The sequence below is a fragment of the Aldersonia sp. NBC_00410 genome (assembly GCF_026342035.1).
In the GTDB taxonomy this organism is placed as follows: Bacteria; Actinomycetota; Actinomycetes; order Mycobacteriales; family Mycobacteriaceae; genus Aldersonia.
On record NZ_JAPENM010000003.1, the window covers coordinates 297,538 to 315,380 of the forward strand.

A 17,843-nucleotide genomic window follows, 5' to 3' on the forward strand; every position below is an offset into this window, starting at 1 on the left:
CGAACAACGGCGGTGCGGATCGTCCGCGCCGGTGATCGAGGAGGGGGACGACCATGGTGGAGGCGATCTACCGGGAAGTGCGGCTGCGGCTCATCGGGGCGGTGGTGGACGAGGACGGCATGTCCACCGCCGAGTATGCGATAGGCACCATCGCCGCGGCGGCGTTCGGTGCGGTGCTCTACGGGGTGGTGACCGGCGATTCGATCGTGGACGCGTTGACCCGGATCATCGACAAGGCGCTGAACACGGCGGTGTGATCGGCCGGGTTTGCTCGGATCGGCTGTCGCGGTTGCGCGGTGACGATTCGGGCGCGGTGACGGTGGAGGCGGCGATTGTGCTCGCTGCGATTGTCGTGGTCCTCGTGCTCTGCCTCGGTGCGGTGCTCGCGGGGTCGATGCACGTGCAGTGTGTCGACGCCGCGCGGGAGGCGGCACGGCTGGCCGCCCGGGGTGACGACGTCAATGCGGTCGGAGTCGCGCGGAAGGTGGCGCCGGCCGGAGCGGAGGTGGCGGTGCGCAAGGACGGATCGCTCACCGTCGCGACCGTCACCGCCCACACGCCGCTGCTGCCGCTGCTCGACATCACTGCCCGCGCGGTTGCCGCGGTCGAACCGAACCGGAACAACCGATGACCGGGCGGGGATGCGGAGCCGCGGTGCACCGGTTCCTGGTGGCGCACTTGGGTCGCGGATCGCCGGACGCGGAGCGGGGCGCGGCGACCGTGTTCGGTAGCTTCGCGATTCTCGGACTGCTCGCGGTGGTGCTGCTGCTCGTGCATGTCGGTTCGGTGGTGGCCGCGCGCCATGCTGCGCAGTCGGCGGCGGATTTGGCGGCACTGGCGGCGGCGGGCGCGCTGGAACGCGGCAACGGTTCGGCGTGCGCAGCGGCGCAGCGGATCGCGGCCGCGCAGCGGGCGCGGGTCTCCGACTGTTCGGTGGAGCAATGGGACGTCGTCGTGGCGGTGGTTGTCCCGGTCGCTTTGGGGTCGTTCGGTCGACGGGATGCTCGCGCGGTGGCTCGGGCAGGGCCGGCAGCGGACTAGTGGAGAGGAAATCGATGACGTCGAGACGCCGCACCGGCCCTCGGGCGGGAGACACGCCGATTGCGGCACGCCGATTCCGAGTTATTCGCACGCCTGATTCGAAATACCTGATTCCTATTGGACGACTGACTGATGCGACCCGTCGGGCCCTCCCCGGCAACGCTGCGGCAAACCGTCTCCGCCGCATCGGCCCGGACCGACTCCCGGGTGGTCGAGACTGCTCGGTATGCATACGGGGAAAGGGTGATTCACGTTCCGGCGGTGAGTTCCGCGAGCACCGCGGCCAGTACCGTAACGGCGCCTTTCTTGTCGAGCGGGTGGTTGCCGTTACCGCATTTCGGCGACTGCACGCACGACGGGCAGCCGGCGCTGCATTCGCAATCGGAGATCGCCTCCTTCGTCGCGGTCAGCCAGCGGACCAGCTCGCGGTGTCCGCGTTCGGCGAATCCGGCACCGCCGGGATGCCCGTCGTAGATGAACACGGTGGGCAGCCCGGTGTCGCCGTGCAGGGCCGTGGACACCCCGCCGATATCCCACCGGTCGCAGGTCGCCACCAGCGGCAGCAGGCCGATTGCCGCATGCTCGGCCGCGTGCAGCGAGCCGGGGAACCGGTCGGGTTCGAGGCCGGCGGCCATCAGCAGTTCCGGCGTGACCGTGTACATCACCGCTCTGGTGTCGAGCGTCTGCGGCGGCATCTCGAGTTCGACCAGATCGACGATCTCCCCGGAGAGCAGCCGGCGCAGGTACCCGACCATCTGATGGGTGACCTCGACCCGGACCAGCCCGACCGATACCGCACCGTACGCACGCTTTTCGAGCACCTCCTCGATCGCGATTTCGGTGACCTCGCGGGCGGATGTGGTCCAGTCCGGGGTCTCCTGATGCACCAGTGCAACGCCGGCCTCGAGGTCGAGTTCGTCCACGACATAGGTCTCGCCCTGGTGCAGGTGTACGGCCTCGGGATGCAGCGTCGAGGGCGCCCGTCCGGCGTCGCAGGTGCCGAGCAGCCGCCCGGTCTCGCCCTCGACGATTGCGATCTGAGTGCCGATCCCGCCGCGGATGTCGAGCGCGTCGTGCGGGCGGCTCTCCCCGGTGACGAACCAGCCGTGCCCACGGCGGCGGATCAGATTCTGCTCGGCCAGCTCCGACAACACGTCCCAGGCGCCGAATGCGCGCACTTCGTCGTCGGTGAGCGGCAGTTCCAGCGCCGCGCAGAGCAGTTGCGGACCGAGTACATAGGGGTTGGTCGGATCGGTGATTGTGGCCTCGACCGGCTTGTCCAGCAGCGCGGCCGGGTGGTGCACCAGGTAGGTGTCGAGCGGGTCGTCGCGCGCCACCAGCATCACCAGCGACCCCTCGCCGCGCCGCCCGGACCGGCCGGCCTGCTGCCAGAACGAGGCGACCGTCCCGGGGAATCCGGCCACGACGACGGCGTCCAGACCGGCGATGTCCACGCCAAGTTCCAGGGCGTTCGTCGTGGCGGCGCCGAGCAGCGTGCCGTCGGCCAGTGCCGCCTCGAGCGCGCGCCGGTCCTCGGCGAGATAGCCGGCGCGGTACGCCGCCACCCGGTCGGCGAGGTCGGGGTCCACCTCCGCGAGCAGGCGCGACGCTCCCATCGCGGTGAGCTCGGCGCCGCGCCGGGACCGGACGAAGGTCAGCGTGCGCGCACCCTCGACGACAAGGTCGGCCATGATTCGCGCGGCCTCCGAACCGGCCGAGCGCCGCACCGGCGCGCCGTTCTCGCCGGTGACCGCGGTCAGCAGTGGCGGCTCCCACAGCGCCACGGTCCGGGGGCCGTGTGGCGAGCCGTCCTCGGTGACCTGCTCGCACGGCGCACCGATCAGCCGGCTCGCGGCGACCCCCGGATCGGCGGTGGTGGCGGACGCGAGGACGAACACCGGGTCGGCGCCATAGCGGGCGGCGAGGCGGCGCAGCCGACGCAGTACCAGGGCGACGTTCGAGCCGAACACGCCGCGATAGGAGTGGCACTCGTCGACGACGACGTAGCGCAGGTTGCGCAAGAACCGCGACCAGCGCGCATGCCCGCGCAACAACGCGAGATGCAGCATGTCCGGGTTGGTGAAGATCCACCGCGCGTGCGCGCGGGCCCATTGCCGCACCTCGGGGGGGGTGTCGCCGTCATAACCGCTGATCCGGATCGAGGACAGCTCTTCGGCCGCGTCGAGCAACTCCTCGGTGGCCCGGAGCTGGTCCGCGCCGAGTGCTTTGGTCGGCGCGAGGTACAGCGCGGTGGCGCGCGGCTCGCGGGCCAGCGTCGACAGGATCGGCATGCGGTAGGCCAGCGACTTGCCCGATGCGGTGCCGGTCGCGACCACCACGTGCCGGCCGGCCGCCGCGATCGACGCCGCCTCGGCCTGATGCGACCAGGGCCGCGGCACACCCGACTCGCGCAGTGCGGCGACGACAGGTTCGGCCACCCAGTCCGGCCACTCCACGAACCGCGCGGTTCGACCCGGCAGGTCTGCGACGTGGGTCAGCGGCTCCTCGCGCACCGGCGTGCCGACCAGGACTCTGCTCAGCAACGACCGGCCGAAGCCGAACGCGGCGTCCGCGTCGGGTTCCCGCGGTGTGGCCGGCATCGTCACTGAAGTACCTCGACTGTGCTCGGTGGGCGCCGCCGGGTTGCCGACGGCGTTCGCGTAAGGCCTGCGGCAAATCGCCGGGCTCCGGGGCACCGATGCTAGCGTCCGGCACCGACGTGAATCCCGGGCCGCAGCGGCCCGGCCGACAGTTACCGAATGGCAAACTGCCGGTGGATACCTCGCCCGCCGCAACCCATTGTCCTGCGGGTTCACAAGATCAAATCTGTTCGCCGGGATTCCTGTCCCTCGGGTATCGCTGCGCGCACTCTCATGGTTGACTACACGTGGTCGCAGCTTCTGTGTTCGTACTGCTCCTCGTGTGCAAGTGCTCGCAGGATCGTTGTTGCGAGCGGTGTGCTTGAAGCTTTCCTGAGGGGGAATCAAGAGTGCAGCGGTCGGAACGGACCCGGCGGACTGTAAGTGCTGTCCGTCGTTCCGGTTAGAAAAGAGAAGGAAAAAATGGCACAGGGAACTGTGAAGTGGTTCAACGCGGAGAAGGGTTTCGGCTTCATCGCGCCCGAGGACGGCTCCGCTGACGTCTTCGTCCACTACTCGGAGATCCAGGGCAGCGGCTTCCGCACCCTCGAGGAGAACCAGCGCGTCGAGTTCGAGGTCGGCCAGGGCACCAAGGGTCCGCAGGCCACCGGCGTTCGCGCGCTGTAGATCGTTCATCTCGAACGAGCTCCACATGGTCGGGCTCCCAAAATCGTCCGACCAGCTCGTCCCTCGTCACCAATGGTGGCGGGGGACGAGTCGGTTGAGCGGCCTGTTCAATTGACAGCGCTGTCGTGTGAACGTGCTCGAAGTGACCGGATTGCCCTAACCTCGCTGATGTGGGACAGCTCTCGTTCTTTTCCGCGGAGGCGATGCCTCCCGAGGTAACCGACCTGTCCGGACTGCTCGCCGGCCCGGGCCAGATGGTGACCGCCGGTTCGGGTGCCCGGATCTCCGTGGTCGTCGACGAGATGTGGCGTGCCCGGGCGGTGGCGCGGCAGATCGAGGAGGCCGGACTGCCGGTCGAGATCGCCCGCTCCGAGGAGGGACGGCGACTCGTGCGCACCGACGTCGTTCCCGAGTTGTCCACGCTCGCGCGAAGTTGGACGCGTGGCGCGGTCAAGTCGGTGCCGACGACCTGGGTTCCCGGTGCCCGTGAGCTACGCATGTGGGCACTGGCCGCCGGTTACGGCGAAAACGATGGTGAACGGTTTGTGCTCGGTCTCGATGCGCACGCACCCGAGTCCCATCCACAGCTGGCGCTCGCACTGATGCGAGCAGGCATCGCGCCGACGCTGATCGGTACCCGCGGAGCGCGCCCGGGCCTGCGAATCGCAGGTCGCAGGCGTCTCATGCGGCTGGCGGAGAACATCGGTGAGCCTCCGGAGGACGCTGATCCGGGCCTCGGGTGGCCGCGTTTCTAGCGGTATTTCACTACCGATTGGGCGTCGATGGCCTGCATAGTCTGTATAACTCTGTACCTTGGGCAGCGCGGCACAGGCGTGGAGTCGCTCCGCAGGGCTCCGCTGGCAACGGCGATAGGGTCGGCGAACCGCGCCGCGCAATCTGCGCCGCGAGATCGATGAAAGGGACGTTGGGTTGGCAACACGGGACAAGACCGGCGATGGGGCGACGTCGGCAACGGGTCGCGCGCCGCGTCGTCTCGTCATCGTCGAGTCGCCGACCAAGGCCCGCAAGATCGCGCCCTACCTGGGCAGTAACTACACCGTCGAGGCATCGGTCGGGCACATCCGCGACCTGCCGCGCGGCGCGGCCGACGTACCGGCCAAGTACAAGGGCGAGCCCTGGGCTCGCCTCGGCGTCAATGTGGACCACAACTTCGATGCCCTCTACGTCGTCAGCCCGGACAAGAAGGCCAAGGTCACCGAGCTCAAGCGGCTGCTGAAGGATGCCGACGAGCTCTACCTCGCGACCGACCCCGACCGCGAGGGCGAGGCCATCGCCTGGCACCTGCTCGAGGAACTCAAGCCCAAGGTGCCGGTGCGCCGGATGGTGTTCCACGAGATCACCGAGCCCGCGATCCTCGCCGCCGCGGAGAACACCCGAGAAATCGACGACGACCTGGTCGACGCCCAGGAGACCCGCCGCATCCTCGACCGCCTTTACGGTTACGAGGTCAGCCCCGTGCTGTGGCGCAAGGTCATGCCACGCCTGTCCGCCGGCCGCGTGCAGTCGGTGGCCACCCGTGTCGTCGTCCAGCGCGAACGTGAGCGCATGGCGTTCCGCTCTGCCGAGTACTGGGACATCTCCGCCAAGCTCGACGCCGGTGCGTCCGCGAGTCCGCGCACGTTCGGTGCCCGGCTGGTCAACGTGGACGGCTCGCGCGTCGCGACCGGCCGCGACTTCGGTGCGGACGGACAGTTGAAGACCGCGGGCGTGACCGTGCTCGACGAGCCCTATGCGCGCCGGCTCGCGGAAGCACTCGACGGTGTCGATCTCACGGTCTCCTCCGCCGAATCCAAGCCGTACAGCCGCAAGCCGTACCCGCCGTTCATGACCTCGACGCTGCAGCAGGAGGCCGGGCGCAAGCTGCGCTTCACGTCGGAACGCACCATGCGCATCGCGCAGCGGCTGTACGAGAACGGCTACATCACCTATATGCGTACCGACTCGACGACACTGTCGGAGTCGGCGATCAACGCGGCGCGCACGCAGGCCACTCAGCTCTATGGCGCCGACTACGTGCATCCGACCCCGCGCCAATACACCCGCAAGGTGAAGAACGCGCAGGAAGCGCACGAGGCGATCCGACCCGCTGGCGATGTGTTCGCCACCCCTGGCGAGTTGCATGCGCGCCTCGACACCGACGAGTTCCGGCTCTACGAACTGATCTGGCAGCGCACGGTGGCGTCGCAGATGGCCGACGCGCGCGGCAGCACGCTGACATTGCGCATCACCGGCACCGCCGGCACTGGTGAGGAGTGCACCTTCTCCGCGTCCGGGCGCACTATCACCTTCGCCGGTTTCCTCAAGGCCTACGTCGAGAGCGTCGACGAAGAGGCCGGCGGCCAGTCCGACGACGCCGAATCGCGGCTGCCCTCGCTCGAGCAGGGGCAGGCGGTGAGTGCCAGCGAACTCGATCCGGATGGGCACTCCACCAATCCGCCCGCTCGCTACACCGAGGCGTCGCTGATCAAGGTGCTCGAGGAGATGGGCATCGGCCGACCGTCGACCTACGCCTCGATCATCAAAACCATCCTGGACCGCGGTTACGTCTACAAGCGGGGCAGCGCGCTCGTGCCGTCGTGGGTGGCGTTCGCGGTCATCGGCCTGCTCGAATCGCACTTCGGCCGGCTCGTCGACTTCGACTTCACGGCCGCGATGGAGGACGACCTCGACGAGATCGCCGGCGGCCGGGAGCAGCGCGGCAACTGGCTGTCCACGTTCTACTTCGGCGGCGAGCACGGTGCCGAGGGTTCGGTGGCGCGCTCGGGTGGGCTGAAGAAGATGGTCGGCGACAATCTCGAGGACATCGACGCGCGCGAGGTCAACTCGATCAGGCTGTTCGCCGATGAGCAGGGTCGTACTGTCGTGGTGCGGGTCGGCCGGTTCGGTCCCTACCTCGAGCGGATGGTCGTGAACCCGGACGACCCCGACGGCGACCCGATTTCGCAGCGGGCAAACCTGCCCGACGATGTGCCACCGGACGAGCTGACTCCGGAGTACGCGGAGAAGCTCTTTTCCACCCCGCAGGAGGGTCGCAAGCTCGGCGTGGACCCGGCATCCGGGTACGAGATCGTCGCTCGGGAAGGCCGCTTCGGTCCGTACGTGACCGAGGTGATCCCCGAGCCGGAGCCCGAACCCGACGGCGTGGACGACCTCGAGCCGATCCTGCCCAACGGAAACGGGGGATCCGGCGTCGCAGCCGGCGACAGCACTGGCGCCGTCGCCACCAAGGCGCCGGCGAAGAAGGCTGCCAAGAAGACGGCGAAGAAAGCGACCGGGCCGAAGCCGCGCACCGGTTCGCTGTTCAAGTCGATGGACCTGGCCACGGTCACCCTCGACGATGCGCTCAAGCTGCTCTCGTTGCCGCGCGTGGTCGGCAACGACCCGGAAAACGGCGAGGAAATCACCGCGCAGAACGGCCGGTACGGCCCATACCTCAAGAAGGGCACGGACTCGCGTTCGCTCGCCACCGAGGACCAGATCTTCTCGGTCACGCTCGACGAGGCACTGAAGATCTACGCCGAGCCGAAGCGTCGTGGCCGGCAGGCCGCCGCGGCGCCACCGTTGCGCGAGCTCGGCGAGGACGCGGCCAGCGGTAAGCCGATGGTGATCAAGGACGGCCGGTTCGGCCCCTACGTCACCGACGGCGAGACCAACGCCAGCCTGCGCAAGGGCGACGAGGTCGAGTCGATCACCGACGAGCGGGCTTCGGAGTTGCTCGCCGATCGGCGTGCGCGTGGACCGGTGAAGAAGAAGGCCACCGCCAAGCGGGCGGCGAAGAAGGCCCCGGCGAAGAAGGCCGCTGCCAAGAAAGCGACGGCGAAGAAGGCCGCGCCGCGCAAGGCCGCGGCGAAAAAGACTTCGGAGTAGGCCTGTATTGCGGACCGAAGTTGTCCGCAATCGTTCCTAGCGTAGGTGTCAGTCAGTGACCGACCTACGAAAGGCACACCGATGGGCACCTACACCTCCGTGACACTCGCCGTCGACGTCAAGGGCGAGAAGGCCGATCTGTTGACTCTGCTAGCCGATCAGCGCGCGTTGCTGAAGGTCACGGTGCGCGGGCTCACCGACGAGCAGGCTCGGCAGCGCACGACGGTCAGTGAGTTGACGCTCGGCCCACTGCTCAAGCATGTGGCCCGTGGCGAGCACGAGGTCGTGAAGGTCATGACGGAACGGGACGAGAACGCCGAGTTCGACGTCAGCCGGCTCGGTGACGAGTACACCTTCGGTCCCGACGACACGCTCGAGCACTGGTTGGCCGAATATGACCGGGCAGCAGCGCAATTCGACGAGTTCATTGCGACGGCCGACATGGACGAGCTGATCCCGCAGCCCACCGCGCCCTGGGCGCCGGAACGCGCATGGCTGAGCGTGCGCAGCATCGTCGCGCACCGGCTGCGGGAGACCGCGCACCACTGCGGGCACGCCGACATCATCCGCGAGGCGCTCGACGGGCAGTCCACGATGCAGGCGATCAGCGAGGGCGCCGAGTGGGCGGAGGACTACGACTGGAGCTGACGTAACGGCGTGGGTGCTGGGCACTAGGGTTGGCGCCGTGGCGGGAGTGTTCGATCGTTTGGTGGGGCAGCGGCACGTCGAAGAGGAACTGACGGCCGCTGCCGTTGCCGCGCGGCGCGGGTTCGGCGCCGCCGGATCGGCGATGACGCATTCGTGGTTGTTCACCGGCCCGCCCGGTTCGGGACGCTCGATTGCGGCCTTGTGTTTCGCCGCGGCGCTCGAGTGCACCGACCCCGGCACACCCGGGTGCGGGCGCTGCCACGCCTGCACGACGACCATGCACGGCACGCACGGCGATGTGCGCCGCGTGGTGCCCGAGGGGCTGAGCATTTCGGTGAAGGAGATGCGCGAGATCGTGCAGATCGCCGCTCGCCGGCCGAGCACCGGTGACTGGCAGGTCGTCGTCATCGAGGACGCCGACCGGCTCACCGAGGGTGCGGGCAATGCGCTGCTGAAGGCCGTCGAGGAACCGCCGCCCCGGACGGTGTTCCTGTTGTGCGCGCCGTCGGTGGATCCGGAGGATATTTCGGTCACGCTGCGCTCCCGCTGCCGGCACGTCCATCTGGTGACGCCCACCGTCGACGACGTCGCTGCGGTGCTGCGCGGGCGGGACGGGCTCGACGCGGAGACCGCGCACTGGGCGGCATCGATCGCGGGCGGCCATGTCGGCCGGGCCCGCCGACTCGCCACCGACGAGGAGGCACGCGCCCGGCGCAAGCGCGCCTTCGACCTCGCCGCCGCGGCGAGTCGCCCCGCCGTCGCCTACGAGGCCGCCGACGAACTGGTGCGCGCCGCGGAGGCCGAGGCGAAGGAGATGAGCGCGGCCCGCGACGAGCGCGAGACCGAGGAACTGCGCACCGCCCTCGGCGCGGGCGGCACCGGCAAGGGTGCGGGCGGGGCGCTGCGCGGCTCGGCCGGCGTGCTCAAGGATCTCGAAAAGCGACAGAAATCGCGCGCAACCCGAACCAACCGTGACGCGCTCGACCGCGCGCTGATCGACCTCGCCGGCTTCTACCGCGACGCCCTCGCCCTCGCCCTCGGTGCGACCGCCGCGGCCACCCACCCCGACGTCGCCGGACGCGTCGCCGAACTCGCGGACCGCGCCACCCCGGAAGGGCTGCTGCGCTGCCTCGAGGCGGTGCTCGAATGCCGCGCGGCGCTCGCGGTGAACGTCAAGCCACGCTTCGCCGTCGCGGCCATGGTCGCGACCCTCGGCGCGGCCGTGCCCGCAGCCTGAAAATGGCAGTTGACGTGCCCGTTTGTGTGGTTGCGGGGTGTAGGCGATAGACTCGCGGGCGCCGAAAGGCACGCCGCCTTAGCTCAGTCGGTAGAGCGCTTCACTCGTAATGAAAAGGTCGCGAGTTCGATTCTCGCAGGCGGCTCCATGCTTGTTCCAGCAGTCGGTGTTCGACGGCTGGTTGGGCTCAGCGCACACTCTTCGCCCTTTTCGACGGGATACCGTCGAAAAAGGCGGCGCGTGTTCCCTGAGCCCTACTCGCTCGGCGCCCCTACCCGCTCCCGCAGCGCGGCCAGGTTCGCGCCTGCCACCTCCGATAGCACCTCGGCTGCGGCGCCCTCGTCCGTCGCGACCACCACCCGAAGCAGGTTCGCCGAGCCGATGCTCACCTCACCGCGCGACTGGGCGTCCTCGAACGACCGACTCAGAACCGATTTGGCGCTCTCGGTGAACGGCAGATGCCCGGAGGTGGGTGTCGGGTTCGAGCCGACCAGTCCCACCAGGTGGGTGCGCGCAAGTTCGCCGGTGACGCCGGATTCCGCCAACAGCTCGCTGACCGGCCCGGTACCCGCTGCGGTCAGGCCGAGCAACAGGTGTTCGGGACCGATCTGGTCGTGGCCGAGACGGCTGGCCTCGCTGTAGGACATCGCCACTACCCGCCGCGCCTCGTCGTCGAACTTCTCGAACACTGTGCCCTCCCCGGCATCGATCCCGACAATCGCCAACACCATACCGTCGATTGACAGTGCGCCAGGTCACATGTGAACCTGCAGGTCGCCGAGGATGGCGGAAGTGGGAGGTCGGCAATGGGATTCACGAAACAGGACCTGCCGGTTGTCGACATGGAGACCTGGTTGCGCGGGACGCGCAGCGAGCGGATCCGGCCGATGGCCCGGCACCTGGCCGAGCGTGGGTTCGGCACGCCGACGATGCTCTACCTGTTCTACGTCGCCAAGATCATTTGCTACATCCTCGGCGGCTGGCTCTTCGCGATCACCACCGGCGGCATCGACGCATTCGATGTCGGCTCATGGTGGTCGGAGCCGATCGTCCTCGAGAAGGTCGTGCTGTGGACGATGCTATTCGAGGTTGTCGGCCTCGGCTGCGGGTTCGGTCCGCTGAACAACCGCATCTTCCCGCCGCTGGGCTCGATCCTGTACTGGTTGCGGCCCGGCACGATCCGGCTGCCACCGTGGCCACAGCGCGTGCCGCTGACTCGCGGGACGGCCCGGACACCGGTCGACGCGGCGCTCTACGGTGCGCTGATCGTCGGAGCCCTCGTGGCGCTGTGCTCGAGCGGGACCGGCCCGATTCCTGTGCTGGACACCGAGATCGGTGTGCTGCCCAGGTGGCAGATAGTCGTCGTACTGGCACTGCTCGCGGTGCTCGGGCTGCGGGACAAGGTCATCTTCCTGGCCGCTCGCGGCGAGGTGTACGCCCCGCTGCTCGTCGCGTTCCTGTTCGGCGGCGCGGACATCGTCATCGCCGCCAAGCTGATCATGCTGGTGATCTGGATGGGCGCGGCAACCTCGAAGCTGAACAAGCACTTCCCGTTCGTGGTGTCCACGATGATGTCGAACAGTCCTGTGCTGCGGCCCAAGTCGCTGAAGAAGCGGTTCTTCGAGAACTTTCCCGACGACCTGCGCCCCGGCCGGCTCTCGCGCATTGTCGCGCACACCAGCACCGCCATCGAGGGGCTCGTGCCGGTGGTGCTGTTCTTCTCGCACGGCGGACCGGTGACCGCGATCGCCGCCACCGTGATGGTGTGTTTCCACCTCGGCATCCTGACCGCGATCCCGATGGGCGCGCCGCTGGAATGGAACGTCTTCATGATCTTCGGCATGCTCACGCTGTTCGTCGGGCACGCGGAGATCGGGCTGGGCGATCTGGAAAGCCCGTGGCCGATCCTGCTGTTCCTGGTGAGTGCGTCGATCGTGGTGGCGGGCAATCTGTTCCCCAGCAAGATCTCATTCCTACCCGGCATGCGGTACTACGCGGGGAACTGGGACACGACGTTGTGGTGCATCACTCCGAGCGCGAACGCGAAACTGGAGGCGGGTATCGTCTCGATCGCGAGCATGCCGCAGGCGCAGCTCGAGCGGTACTACGGCAAGGCGGAAGCGCAGATCCCGGTGTATCTCGGCTATGCGTTCCGCTCGATGAATACCCATGGGCGCGCGTTGTTCACGCTCGTCGACCGGGCCATCCCGCCGGGCCGGACCGCGGAGTTCACCGTCGTGGACGGCGAACGGATCTGCAGCACGGCGCTCGGCTGGAACTTCGGTGACGGCCATATGCACAACGAACAGCTCATCGCCGCGCTGCAGCAGCGGTGTGGTTTCGCCCCGGGTGAGTTGCGCATCGTGCTGCTCGATGCGCAGCCGATCCACCGGCCCACCCAACAGTACCGGCTGGTCGACGCGGCGACCGGCGAGTTCGAGCGGGGCGAGGTGCTGGTGGCGGACATGGTCACCCGCCAGCCATGGGCGCACGATGTACCGGTGCACATTCATTCGGCCCAATCCGCCGGCTCGGTATGACGCTCGACGCAGTGGTCGTCGGCGCCGGCCCGAACGGACTGAGCGCGGCGGTCACCCTGGCTCGGGCCGGGCTGCACGTCACGGTGCTCGAACGCGCAGACGAAATCGGCGGCGGGACAAGGACTGCCGAACTGACTCGACCGGGCGTCCTGCACGATATCTGTTCTGCTGCGCACCCTTTCGCTGCATCGTCACCGGTACTGTCCGGATTGCCGTTGCACGAGTTTGGATTACGGTGGCGCTACGCCGAGATCGATGTGGCACACCCGCTCGACGACGGGACGGCGGCGCTGTTGTGGCGATCGCTGGACGCCACCGCCGAGGGGCTCGGTCGCGATGGCGACCGGTGGCGTCGGATGTTCGGCCCACTGCTGCGCAGCTTCGACGACGTTGCCGACGACGCGCTCGGCCCGCTGCTTCGTGTCCCGTCTCATCCGCTGGCGATGGCGAAACTCGGTGTGCGGTCGGTACTTCCTGCGATGGCAGCCGCGCGCTTGTTCCGCACCGAGGCGGCGCGTGCGCTGTTCGTCGGGTTTGCCGCGCACAGCTGGCGACCACTGCGTGAACCGATGTCCTCGGCGCTCGGTGCCATGCTCGTCGCCGCGACGCACCGGCACGGATGGCCGGTCGCCGAAGGCGGTTCGATCGCCATCACTCGCGCGCTCGCAGGCCTGCTGGAATCACTCGGCGGAACCATTGTGACCGGCACGTCCGTCACGCGACTCGCCGATCTGCCCAAGGCGAGGGTCACGTTGTTCGACACGAGTCCGGGCGCGGTCGCCGATATTCTGGGCGACCGGATTCCGGTCCGGCGGGCGCGTGGCTACCGCAAGTACCGCTACGGCCCGGCCGCGTACAAGCTCGACCTGGCGGTTCGGGATGGAATCCCTTGGACCGCAACCGATGTCCGGCGCGCCGGCGCGATTCACATCGGCGGCACGGCAGCCGATATCGCCGCCGCCGAATCGCAAACCAATCGTGGCATCATGCCGGACCGGCCGTTTCTGCTCGTCGGTCAGCAGTACCTCGCCGATCCGGGCCGCTCGGCTGGTGACGTGCACCCGATCTGGATTTACGCGCACGTCCCGCACGGATACCGCGGTGACGCCACCGAAACCGTTCTGGCACAGGTGGAACGCTATGCTCCGGGTTTTCGCGACCGCATCGTCGCGAGCAGCGTCATGACACCGGGAGATTTCGAGGCATACAACCCGAACTACGTCGGCGGCGACATCGTCGGTGGCAACACCTCGTTCCGGCAACTGATGGGCCGCCCCGTATTCGCCGCGGACCCCTATGCGGTCGGCGTGCCCGGCATGTTCCTGTGTTCGGCCTCGACCCCGCCCGGGGCGGGCACGCACGGCATGTGCGGCTACCACGCCGCCACTCGCGCCCTGCGCTACCTCGGGAAGTAGGTCGACCCGCTCCAGCGAAGGAATAAGTCGACGCTATCTGTTCGTGCACTAACTATTCGTATACACTCCTACTCATGACGACGACCACCGATCCGCTCGCCCTCGAGCGTCAGGTCTGTTTCGCACTCGCGGTGGCCAACCGCTCGGTGCTCGGGATCTACCGCCCGCTGCTCGAACCGATGGGACTCACCCACCCGCAATACCTGGTCATGCTCGCGCTGTGGGAGCGTTCGCCGCGCTCGGTTCGCGAGATCGGCCAGGCCGTCCAGCTCGACTCGCCAACGCTGTCGCCGCTGCTCAAGCGGCTGGCGGCCGCCGGGCTGATCACCCGTCGTCGCGACGATGCCGACGAGCGGAACCTCGTCGTGGAGTTGACCGACGCCGGCGTCGCACTGCGCGAGCGGGCGCTGGACATCCCGCCCGCGGTAATCGAGCGCCTCGGCGTCGACCTCGCCGATCTCGAAGAGTTGCACCGCGTGTTGACCAAGGTGAATGCCGCGGCGCTGGCCGCGCAGACCGGGAGGCAGTAGTGGTTTTCGGAACAACACGCCCGAATCCGGCGCAGTGGATCGGTTACGCGTTCGGGCGTGCGCTACCGGCGAGCATGCGCGACTGGGTGGCGAACGACCTCACCGGGCGCAACCGGGTGCTCCGCCACCTGTTGCGCAGCCTCGCGCCGTTCCTGCCGATCTTCGCCGCGTTCGTGGTGCTGCTGCCGGGCGCGTTGTGGCTGCGCGGTGCGACGGTGCTGCTCGGCGTGCTGCTCGCGCTCTTCTATTCGGCGGCGTACATGAACCAGAACCGGGCGAAGCGATTGCAGCAGCACGGGCTGCCCGCCGACCTGGAGAACGAGGCGCGCCGCGCGCGGCACACCGCGGAGCGGGCGGCCTACCTCGCGACGCACCGCGGATAGCGCTGCTCGGCTACCGCGCTGCAGACCCCACGAGTACCTCGATCGCTTTCGCTTGCACCGCAGCGGAATCCGGATAGGTGTAGAAATCCAGGTGGGTGCCGTGGTCCAGGGCGACGAGCGCGGCGCCCGGGATCGCGGACGCCGCTCGTTCGCACTCCGCGAACGGGATCTCGCTGTCGTGCGTGCCCGCGACGATCATCGTCGGCGCGGTGATGCCCGCGAAATCCAGTTCCTCGATCGCGGCGAATTGGGCACAGTCGTTGTCCCAGCCCGCTTTTCGCTTACCCCCGCGGCCGGCGGTGCGCGTGATGTCGAGCACGAAGCGGCGCTTGTCGTCATCGGCCATGATCGCCTCCACCCTTGCCTTGACCAGATCCGCGTCGAGCGTGCCCTCGGAGCCGACGGCACCCGCCACGATCTGCCGCGCGCCGACCGCGCCGAGTGCCGATACGGCCCATTCGCCCAACGGCGTGGCGAAGAGGACGCGCTCGGCAAGACCGGGTTGCGGAACGTCCATGCGGGTGGCCACCGGCGCGATCGCGACGAGGCCGTGCACGCGCCCAGGATGGCGGGCCGCGAACTGGAAGCCGACCGGGCCACCGCCGGACCAGGAGAGCACTCCGGCCGACGAGACGTCGAGCGTGTCGAGCAGCGCGGCGTGCCGGTCGGCCTCGTCGTCGATCGTGCGGTTCGCACCGAGCGGGGTGCCGAGGTACCCCGGGCGCGACACGGTGATCACGCGGAACCGGTCCCGCGGCAGGAACCTGGCCATGATCTGCGCGGAATCGATCCCACCGGGACTGCCATGCAAGACGAGTACCGTTGTGCGGGCGCCACTTACGCCGCATTCGACCGGGCCGAACGGGGTGTCGAGCAGCATGGCTTCATCCCCAGACATTCGCCGACCCAGAGCGCCGTGATCGGAGGTCCGAGGAGGTCGTTATGTTGTTTGTACCCGCCGTCTTGTGACGGCGGTCACCGCAGACCTAAACGATAGGGGATTTCGTGACCGACAGCGTGCTGGTGGAGCGGCGTGACCGCATCCTGATCGTGACCATCAATCGTCCGGAGGCGCGCAACGCGATCAACAAAGCCGTGAGCCAGGGGATTGCGGACGCTGTCGACCAGCTCGATAGCGACGAATCGCTGTCGGTCGGCATCATCACCGGCGCCGGGGGCAACTTCTGCGCCGGGATGGACCTCAAGGCGTTCGTCGCGGGCGAGAACGTCGTCGTCCCCGGGCGCGGACTCGGCTTCACGCAGACCCCGCCGCGCAAGCCCATGATCGCCGCGGTGGAGGGCTTCGCGCTCGCCGGCGGCACCGAGCTCGTCCTGGCCACCGACCTCGTCGTCGCGGGCCGCAGCGCCAAGTTCGGCATCCCCGAGGTCAAGCGTGGCCTCGCCGCCGGCGCGGGCGGGCTCTTCCGGCTGCCGCGCCGCGTGCCGTACCAGGTCGCGATGGAGCTCGCGCTGACCGGCGATTCCTTCACCGCCGAGGACGGCTACCGCTATGGCTTCGTGAACCGGCTCGTCGACGATGGCAGCGCGCTCGACTCCGCCCTCGAACTGGCGCAGAAGATCACCGCGAACGGCCCGCTCGCCATCGCGGCCAGCAAGCAGGTCATCGCCGCGTCTGCTGGCTGGGGTTCCGACGAGGAATCGTTCGACAAGCAGGGCGCGCTGCTCGCGCCGGTGTTCGTCTCGAAGGACGCGATCGAGGGCGCCACGGCGTTCGCCGAAAAGCGTGCCCCGGTCTGGCAGGGCAAATAATCACGAAGATGTCGTGACAAGTTCGGGCACGGCTGCGGACTGTCGCCGCCGTCGCCCGAACCACACGAACCCGCGCGTCAGCAGCGGCGCGAGGAACAGCATCAACAGCAGTCGGATCAGCTGCACACCGGCGACGAATGTCGCATTGGCGCCGGACGCCGCCGAGATGGCCAGCACCGCCGATAGCCCGCCGGGTGTGGTGGCCAGGTAGCCCTCCAGCGGCGTCGCGCCCGTCCAGTGCGCCAACGCGACGCCGAACCCGGCACACACCACGCCGATGCCGATGATGAGCACGGTCGCCACCGGCAGGGTCCGCCCGATCGCCCGCAGCGACTCCCGATCGAATGCCACACCCGCCTGCCAGCCGACCACGACGAGCGCGAGCGGCAGCACGAACGCGGGCACGGTGGCACCGAAGTTCAGATCGGTAAGTTCGAGCACCGCCGCGATCGTCAGCGGTGCGAGCAGGGCGCCGGCAGGCATCGGGACGAACCGGTGCACCAGCAGCCCGGCGCCCATCACGACGGCGAGGAACGCGAGCCCGAGGTACCAGGGCGACGGTGTCCCGGTCGACGAGGGCGCGGCGCCGGAGGTGTCCGCGTCGAATGCCAGGACCGCAACGACCGGCAACGACAGCACCACCAGGGCCACTCGCAGGTACTGAATGACGGCGACCATGCGGTCGTCGCCGCCGAGCTCCCTGGCAATGGCGACCAGGCCGGTCGCGCCACCGGCGATCAGCGACAACGAGCCGGTGAGCGGGTCGACGTCGCGCCGCAGCCCGAGCAGCGCACCGGCGCCAACGCTCACCGCGAGGGTGCCGAGCGCGACCGCGACCGCGGGCAACCAGTCGGCGCCGAGGGAGCGCAGCGTGTCGGCATGAACCATCGAGCCGATCACCACACCGAGCGCAGCCTGCGCCAGCGAACTGGCCCACTTGGGCACCCGCTTCGGTGCGACCCCCGTCAGCGCGAGCACGATCGCGGTGAGTAGCGCGGAGAACAACGCTGCCGATGGTGCGCCGAGCACGGTGAGGATCGCCCATACCGAGGCGGTCGCGGCACCGAGCAGAACCCAGTGCCGCGACTCGCGCCGACGTGCGGGAGAAAAAGCCATCTCGTCTAG

The 17,843-nt window shown here is 68.7% G+C and carries 17 protein-coding genes and 1 tRNA gene; 14 read left to right on the forward strand and 4 right to left on the reverse strand.

The window, feature by feature from the left end; genetic code table 11:
* Window positions 1-53 precede the first annotated feature (53 nt).
* The 3 genes from OG921_RS08305 to OG921_RS08315 are packed head-to-tail and all read left to right on the forward strand — an operon-like array spanning window position 54 to window position 1,041.
* On the forward strand, window positions 54-257 hold the full coding sequence (locus OG921_RS08305) for a DUF4244 domain-containing protein (RefSeq protein ID WP_266111903.1): 204 nt from the start codon (window positions 54-56) through the stop codon (window positions 255-257).
* Window positions 254-631: a TadE family type IV pilus minor pilin gene (locus tag OG921_RS08310; protein ID WP_266111904.1), complete on the forward strand. Its 378-nt coding sequence runs from the start codon at window positions 254-256 to the stop codon at window positions 629-631. The genes OG921_RS08305 and OG921_RS08310 overlap by 4 nt, the downstream gene beginning before the upstream one ends.
* Window positions 632-678: 47 nt before the next feature.
* Window positions 679-1,041 carry an Rv3654c family TadE-like protein gene (locus tag OG921_RS08315; RefSeq protein ID WP_266112282.1) on the forward strand — a complete coding sequence of 121 codons (363 nt, stop codon included), beginning with the start codon at window positions 679-681 and terminating at the stop codon, window positions 1,039-1,041.
* A gap of 248 nt (window positions 1,042-1,289) precedes the next feature.
* Here OG921_RS08315 and OG921_RS08320 read toward each other — a convergent pair whose 3' ends face one another.
* Window positions 1,290-3,641 carry a DEAD/DEAH box helicase gene (locus OG921_RS08320; protein ID WP_266111905.1) on the reverse strand — a complete coding sequence of 784 codons (2,352 nt, stop codon included), beginning with the start codon at window positions 3,639-3,641 and terminating at the stop codon, window positions 1,290-1,292.
* A gap of 462 nt (window positions 3,642-4,103) precedes the next feature.
* Here OG921_RS08320 and OG921_RS08325 point away from each other — a divergent pair, with 462 nt between their 5' ends.
* The 6 genes from OG921_RS08325 to OG921_RS08350 all read left to right on the forward strand — a co-directional run bounded on the left by OG921_RS08325 (window position 4,104) and on the right by OG921_RS08350 (window position 10,228).
* Window positions 4,104-4,307, forward strand: a complete 204-nt coding sequence (locus OG921_RS08325) for a cold-shock protein (RefSeq protein ID WP_003935252.1) — start codon at window positions 4,104-4,106, stop codon at window positions 4,305-4,307.
* 170 nt (window positions 4,308-4,477) lie between these two features.
* Window positions 4,478-5,062: a hypothetical protein gene (locus OG921_RS08330; RefSeq protein ID WP_266111906.1), complete on the forward strand. Its 585-nt coding sequence runs from the start codon at window positions 4,478-4,480 to the stop codon at window positions 5,060-5,062.
* Between the two features lie 175 nt (window positions 5,063-5,237).
* Window positions 5,238-8,195: a type I DNA topoisomerase gene (topA, locus tag OG921_RS08335; RefSeq protein ID WP_266111907.1), complete on the forward strand. Its 2,958-nt coding sequence runs from the start codon at window positions 5,238-5,240 to the stop codon at window positions 8,193-8,195.
* Between the two features lie 81 nt (window positions 8,196-8,276).
* Complete coding sequence (locus OG921_RS08340; protein WP_266111908.1) at window positions 8,277-8,843, forward strand: DUF664 domain-containing protein; 567 nt, start codon at window positions 8,277-8,279, stop codon at window positions 8,841-8,843.
* Between the two features lie 37 nt (window positions 8,844-8,880).
* Window positions 8,881-10,080, forward strand: a complete 1,200-nt coding sequence (locus OG921_RS08345; RefSeq protein WP_266111909.1) for a DNA polymerase III subunit delta' — start codon at window positions 8,881-8,883, stop codon at window positions 10,078-10,080.
* A 72-nt stretch (window positions 10,081-10,152) separates the two neighbouring features.
* Window positions 10,153-10,228, forward strand: a tRNA-Thr gene (locus tag OG921_RS08350).
* Window positions 10,229-10,334: 106 nt separating this feature from the next.
* Here the strand turns inward: OG921_RS08350 and OG921_RS08355 are convergent.
* Complete coding sequence (locus OG921_RS08355) at window positions 10,335-10,811, reverse strand: Clp protease N-terminal domain-containing protein (protein ID WP_266111910.1); 477 nt, start codon at window positions 10,809-10,811, stop codon at window positions 10,335-10,337.
* Between the two features lie 75 nt (window positions 10,812-10,886).
* Between OG921_RS08355 and OG921_RS08360 the strand changes: the two genes are divergently transcribed.
* The 4 genes from OG921_RS08360 (at window position 10,887) to OG921_RS08375 (ending at window position 14,948) form a co-directional block, all read left to right on the forward strand.
* The gene (locus OG921_RS08360) at window positions 10,887-12,620 is read left to right on the forward strand and encodes a DUF3556 domain-containing protein (RefSeq protein ID WP_266111911.1); all 1,734 of its coding nucleotides are present in this window, start codon (window positions 10,887-10,889) and stop codon (window positions 12,618-12,620) included.
* Complete coding sequence (locus tag OG921_RS08365; protein ID WP_266111912.1) at window positions 12,617-14,035, forward strand: NAD(P)/FAD-dependent oxidoreductase; 1,419 nt, start codon at window positions 12,617-12,619, stop codon at window positions 14,033-14,035. Before OG921_RS08360 ends, OG921_RS08365 begins: the two co-directional genes overlap by 4 nt.
* A gap of 74 nt (window positions 14,036-14,109) precedes the next feature.
* Window positions 14,110-14,565, forward strand: coding sequence for a MarR family winged helix-turn-helix transcriptional regulator (locus OG921_RS08370; RefSeq protein ID WP_266111913.1), 456 nt, complete (start codon window positions 14,110-14,112; stop codon window positions 14,563-14,565).
* Window positions 14,565-14,948 (forward strand): DUF5313 family protein, encoded by a 384-nt coding sequence (locus OG921_RS08375; protein ID WP_266111914.1) that lies wholly within the window; start codon window positions 14,565-14,567, stop codon window positions 14,946-14,948. The genes OG921_RS08370 and OG921_RS08375 overlap by 1 nt, the downstream gene beginning before the upstream one ends.
* A gap of 10 nt (window positions 14,949-14,958) precedes the next feature.
* Here OG921_RS08375 and OG921_RS08380 read toward each other — a convergent pair whose 3' ends face one another.
* Window positions 14,959-15,828: an alpha/beta fold hydrolase gene (locus OG921_RS08380; protein ID WP_266111915.1), complete on the reverse strand. Its 870-nt coding sequence runs from the start codon at window positions 15,826-15,828 to the stop codon at window positions 14,959-14,961.
* A 125-nt stretch (window positions 15,829-15,953) separates the two neighbouring features.
* Between OG921_RS08380 and OG921_RS08385 the strand changes: the two genes are divergently transcribed.
* On the forward strand, window positions 15,954-16,718 hold the full coding sequence (locus OG921_RS08385; protein WP_266111916.1) for a crotonase/enoyl-CoA hydratase family protein: 765 nt from the start codon (window positions 15,954-15,956) through the stop codon (window positions 16,716-16,718).
* On the opposite strand, the gene OG921_RS08390 is transcribed toward OG921_RS08385, so the two are convergent.
* Window positions 16,719-17,834 (reverse strand): AbrB family transcriptional regulator, encoded by a 1,116-nt coding sequence (locus OG921_RS08390; protein WP_266111917.1) that lies wholly within the window; start codon window positions 17,832-17,834, stop codon window positions 16,719-16,721. It abuts the gene before it with no gap.
* Window positions 17,835-17,843: the final 9 nt, after the last annotated feature.

Excerpts from the sequence above, each read along its gene's own strand:
- OG921_RS08305 (WP_266111903.1), top strand. The coding sequence starts at position 54 with ATGGTGGAGGCGATCTACCGGGAAGTGCGGCTGCGGCTCATCGGGGCG.
- OG921_RS08320 (WP_266111905.1), bottom strand. The coding sequence starts at position 3,641 with ATGCCGGCCACACCGCGGGAACCCGACGCGGACGCCGCGTTCGGCTTC.
- OG921_RS08325 (WP_003935252.1), top strand. The coding sequence starts at position 4,104 with ATGGCACAGGGAACTGTGAAGTGGTTCAACGCGGAGAAGGGTTTCGGC.
- OG921_RS08340 (WP_266111908.1), top strand. The coding sequence starts at position 8,277 with ATGGGCACCTACACCTCCGTGACACTCGCCGTCGACGTCAAGGGCGAG.
- OG921_RS08355 (WP_266111910.1), bottom strand. The coding sequence starts at position 10,811 with ATGGTGTTGGCGATTGTCGGGATCGATGCCGGGGAGGGCACAGTGTTC.
- OG921_RS08360 (WP_266111911.1), top strand. The coding sequence starts at position 10,887 with ATGGGATTCACGAAACAGGACCTGCCGGTTGTCGACATGGAGACCTGG.
- OG921_RS08365 (WP_266111912.1), top strand. The coding sequence starts at position 12,617 with ATGACGCTCGACGCAGTGGTCGTCGGCGCCGGCCCGAACGGACTGAGC.
- OG921_RS08370 (WP_266111913.1), top strand. The coding sequence starts at position 14,110 with ATGACGACGACCACCGATCCGCTCGCCCTCGAGCGTCAGGTCTGTTTC.
- OG921_RS08380 (WP_266111915.1), bottom strand. The coding sequence starts at position 15,828 with ATGCTGCTCGACACCCCGTTCGGCCCGGTCGAATGCGGCGTAAGTGGC.
- OG921_RS08390 (WP_266111917.1), bottom strand. The coding sequence starts at position 17,834 with ATGGCTTTTTCTCCCGCACGTCGGCGCGAGTCGCGGCACTGGGTTCTG.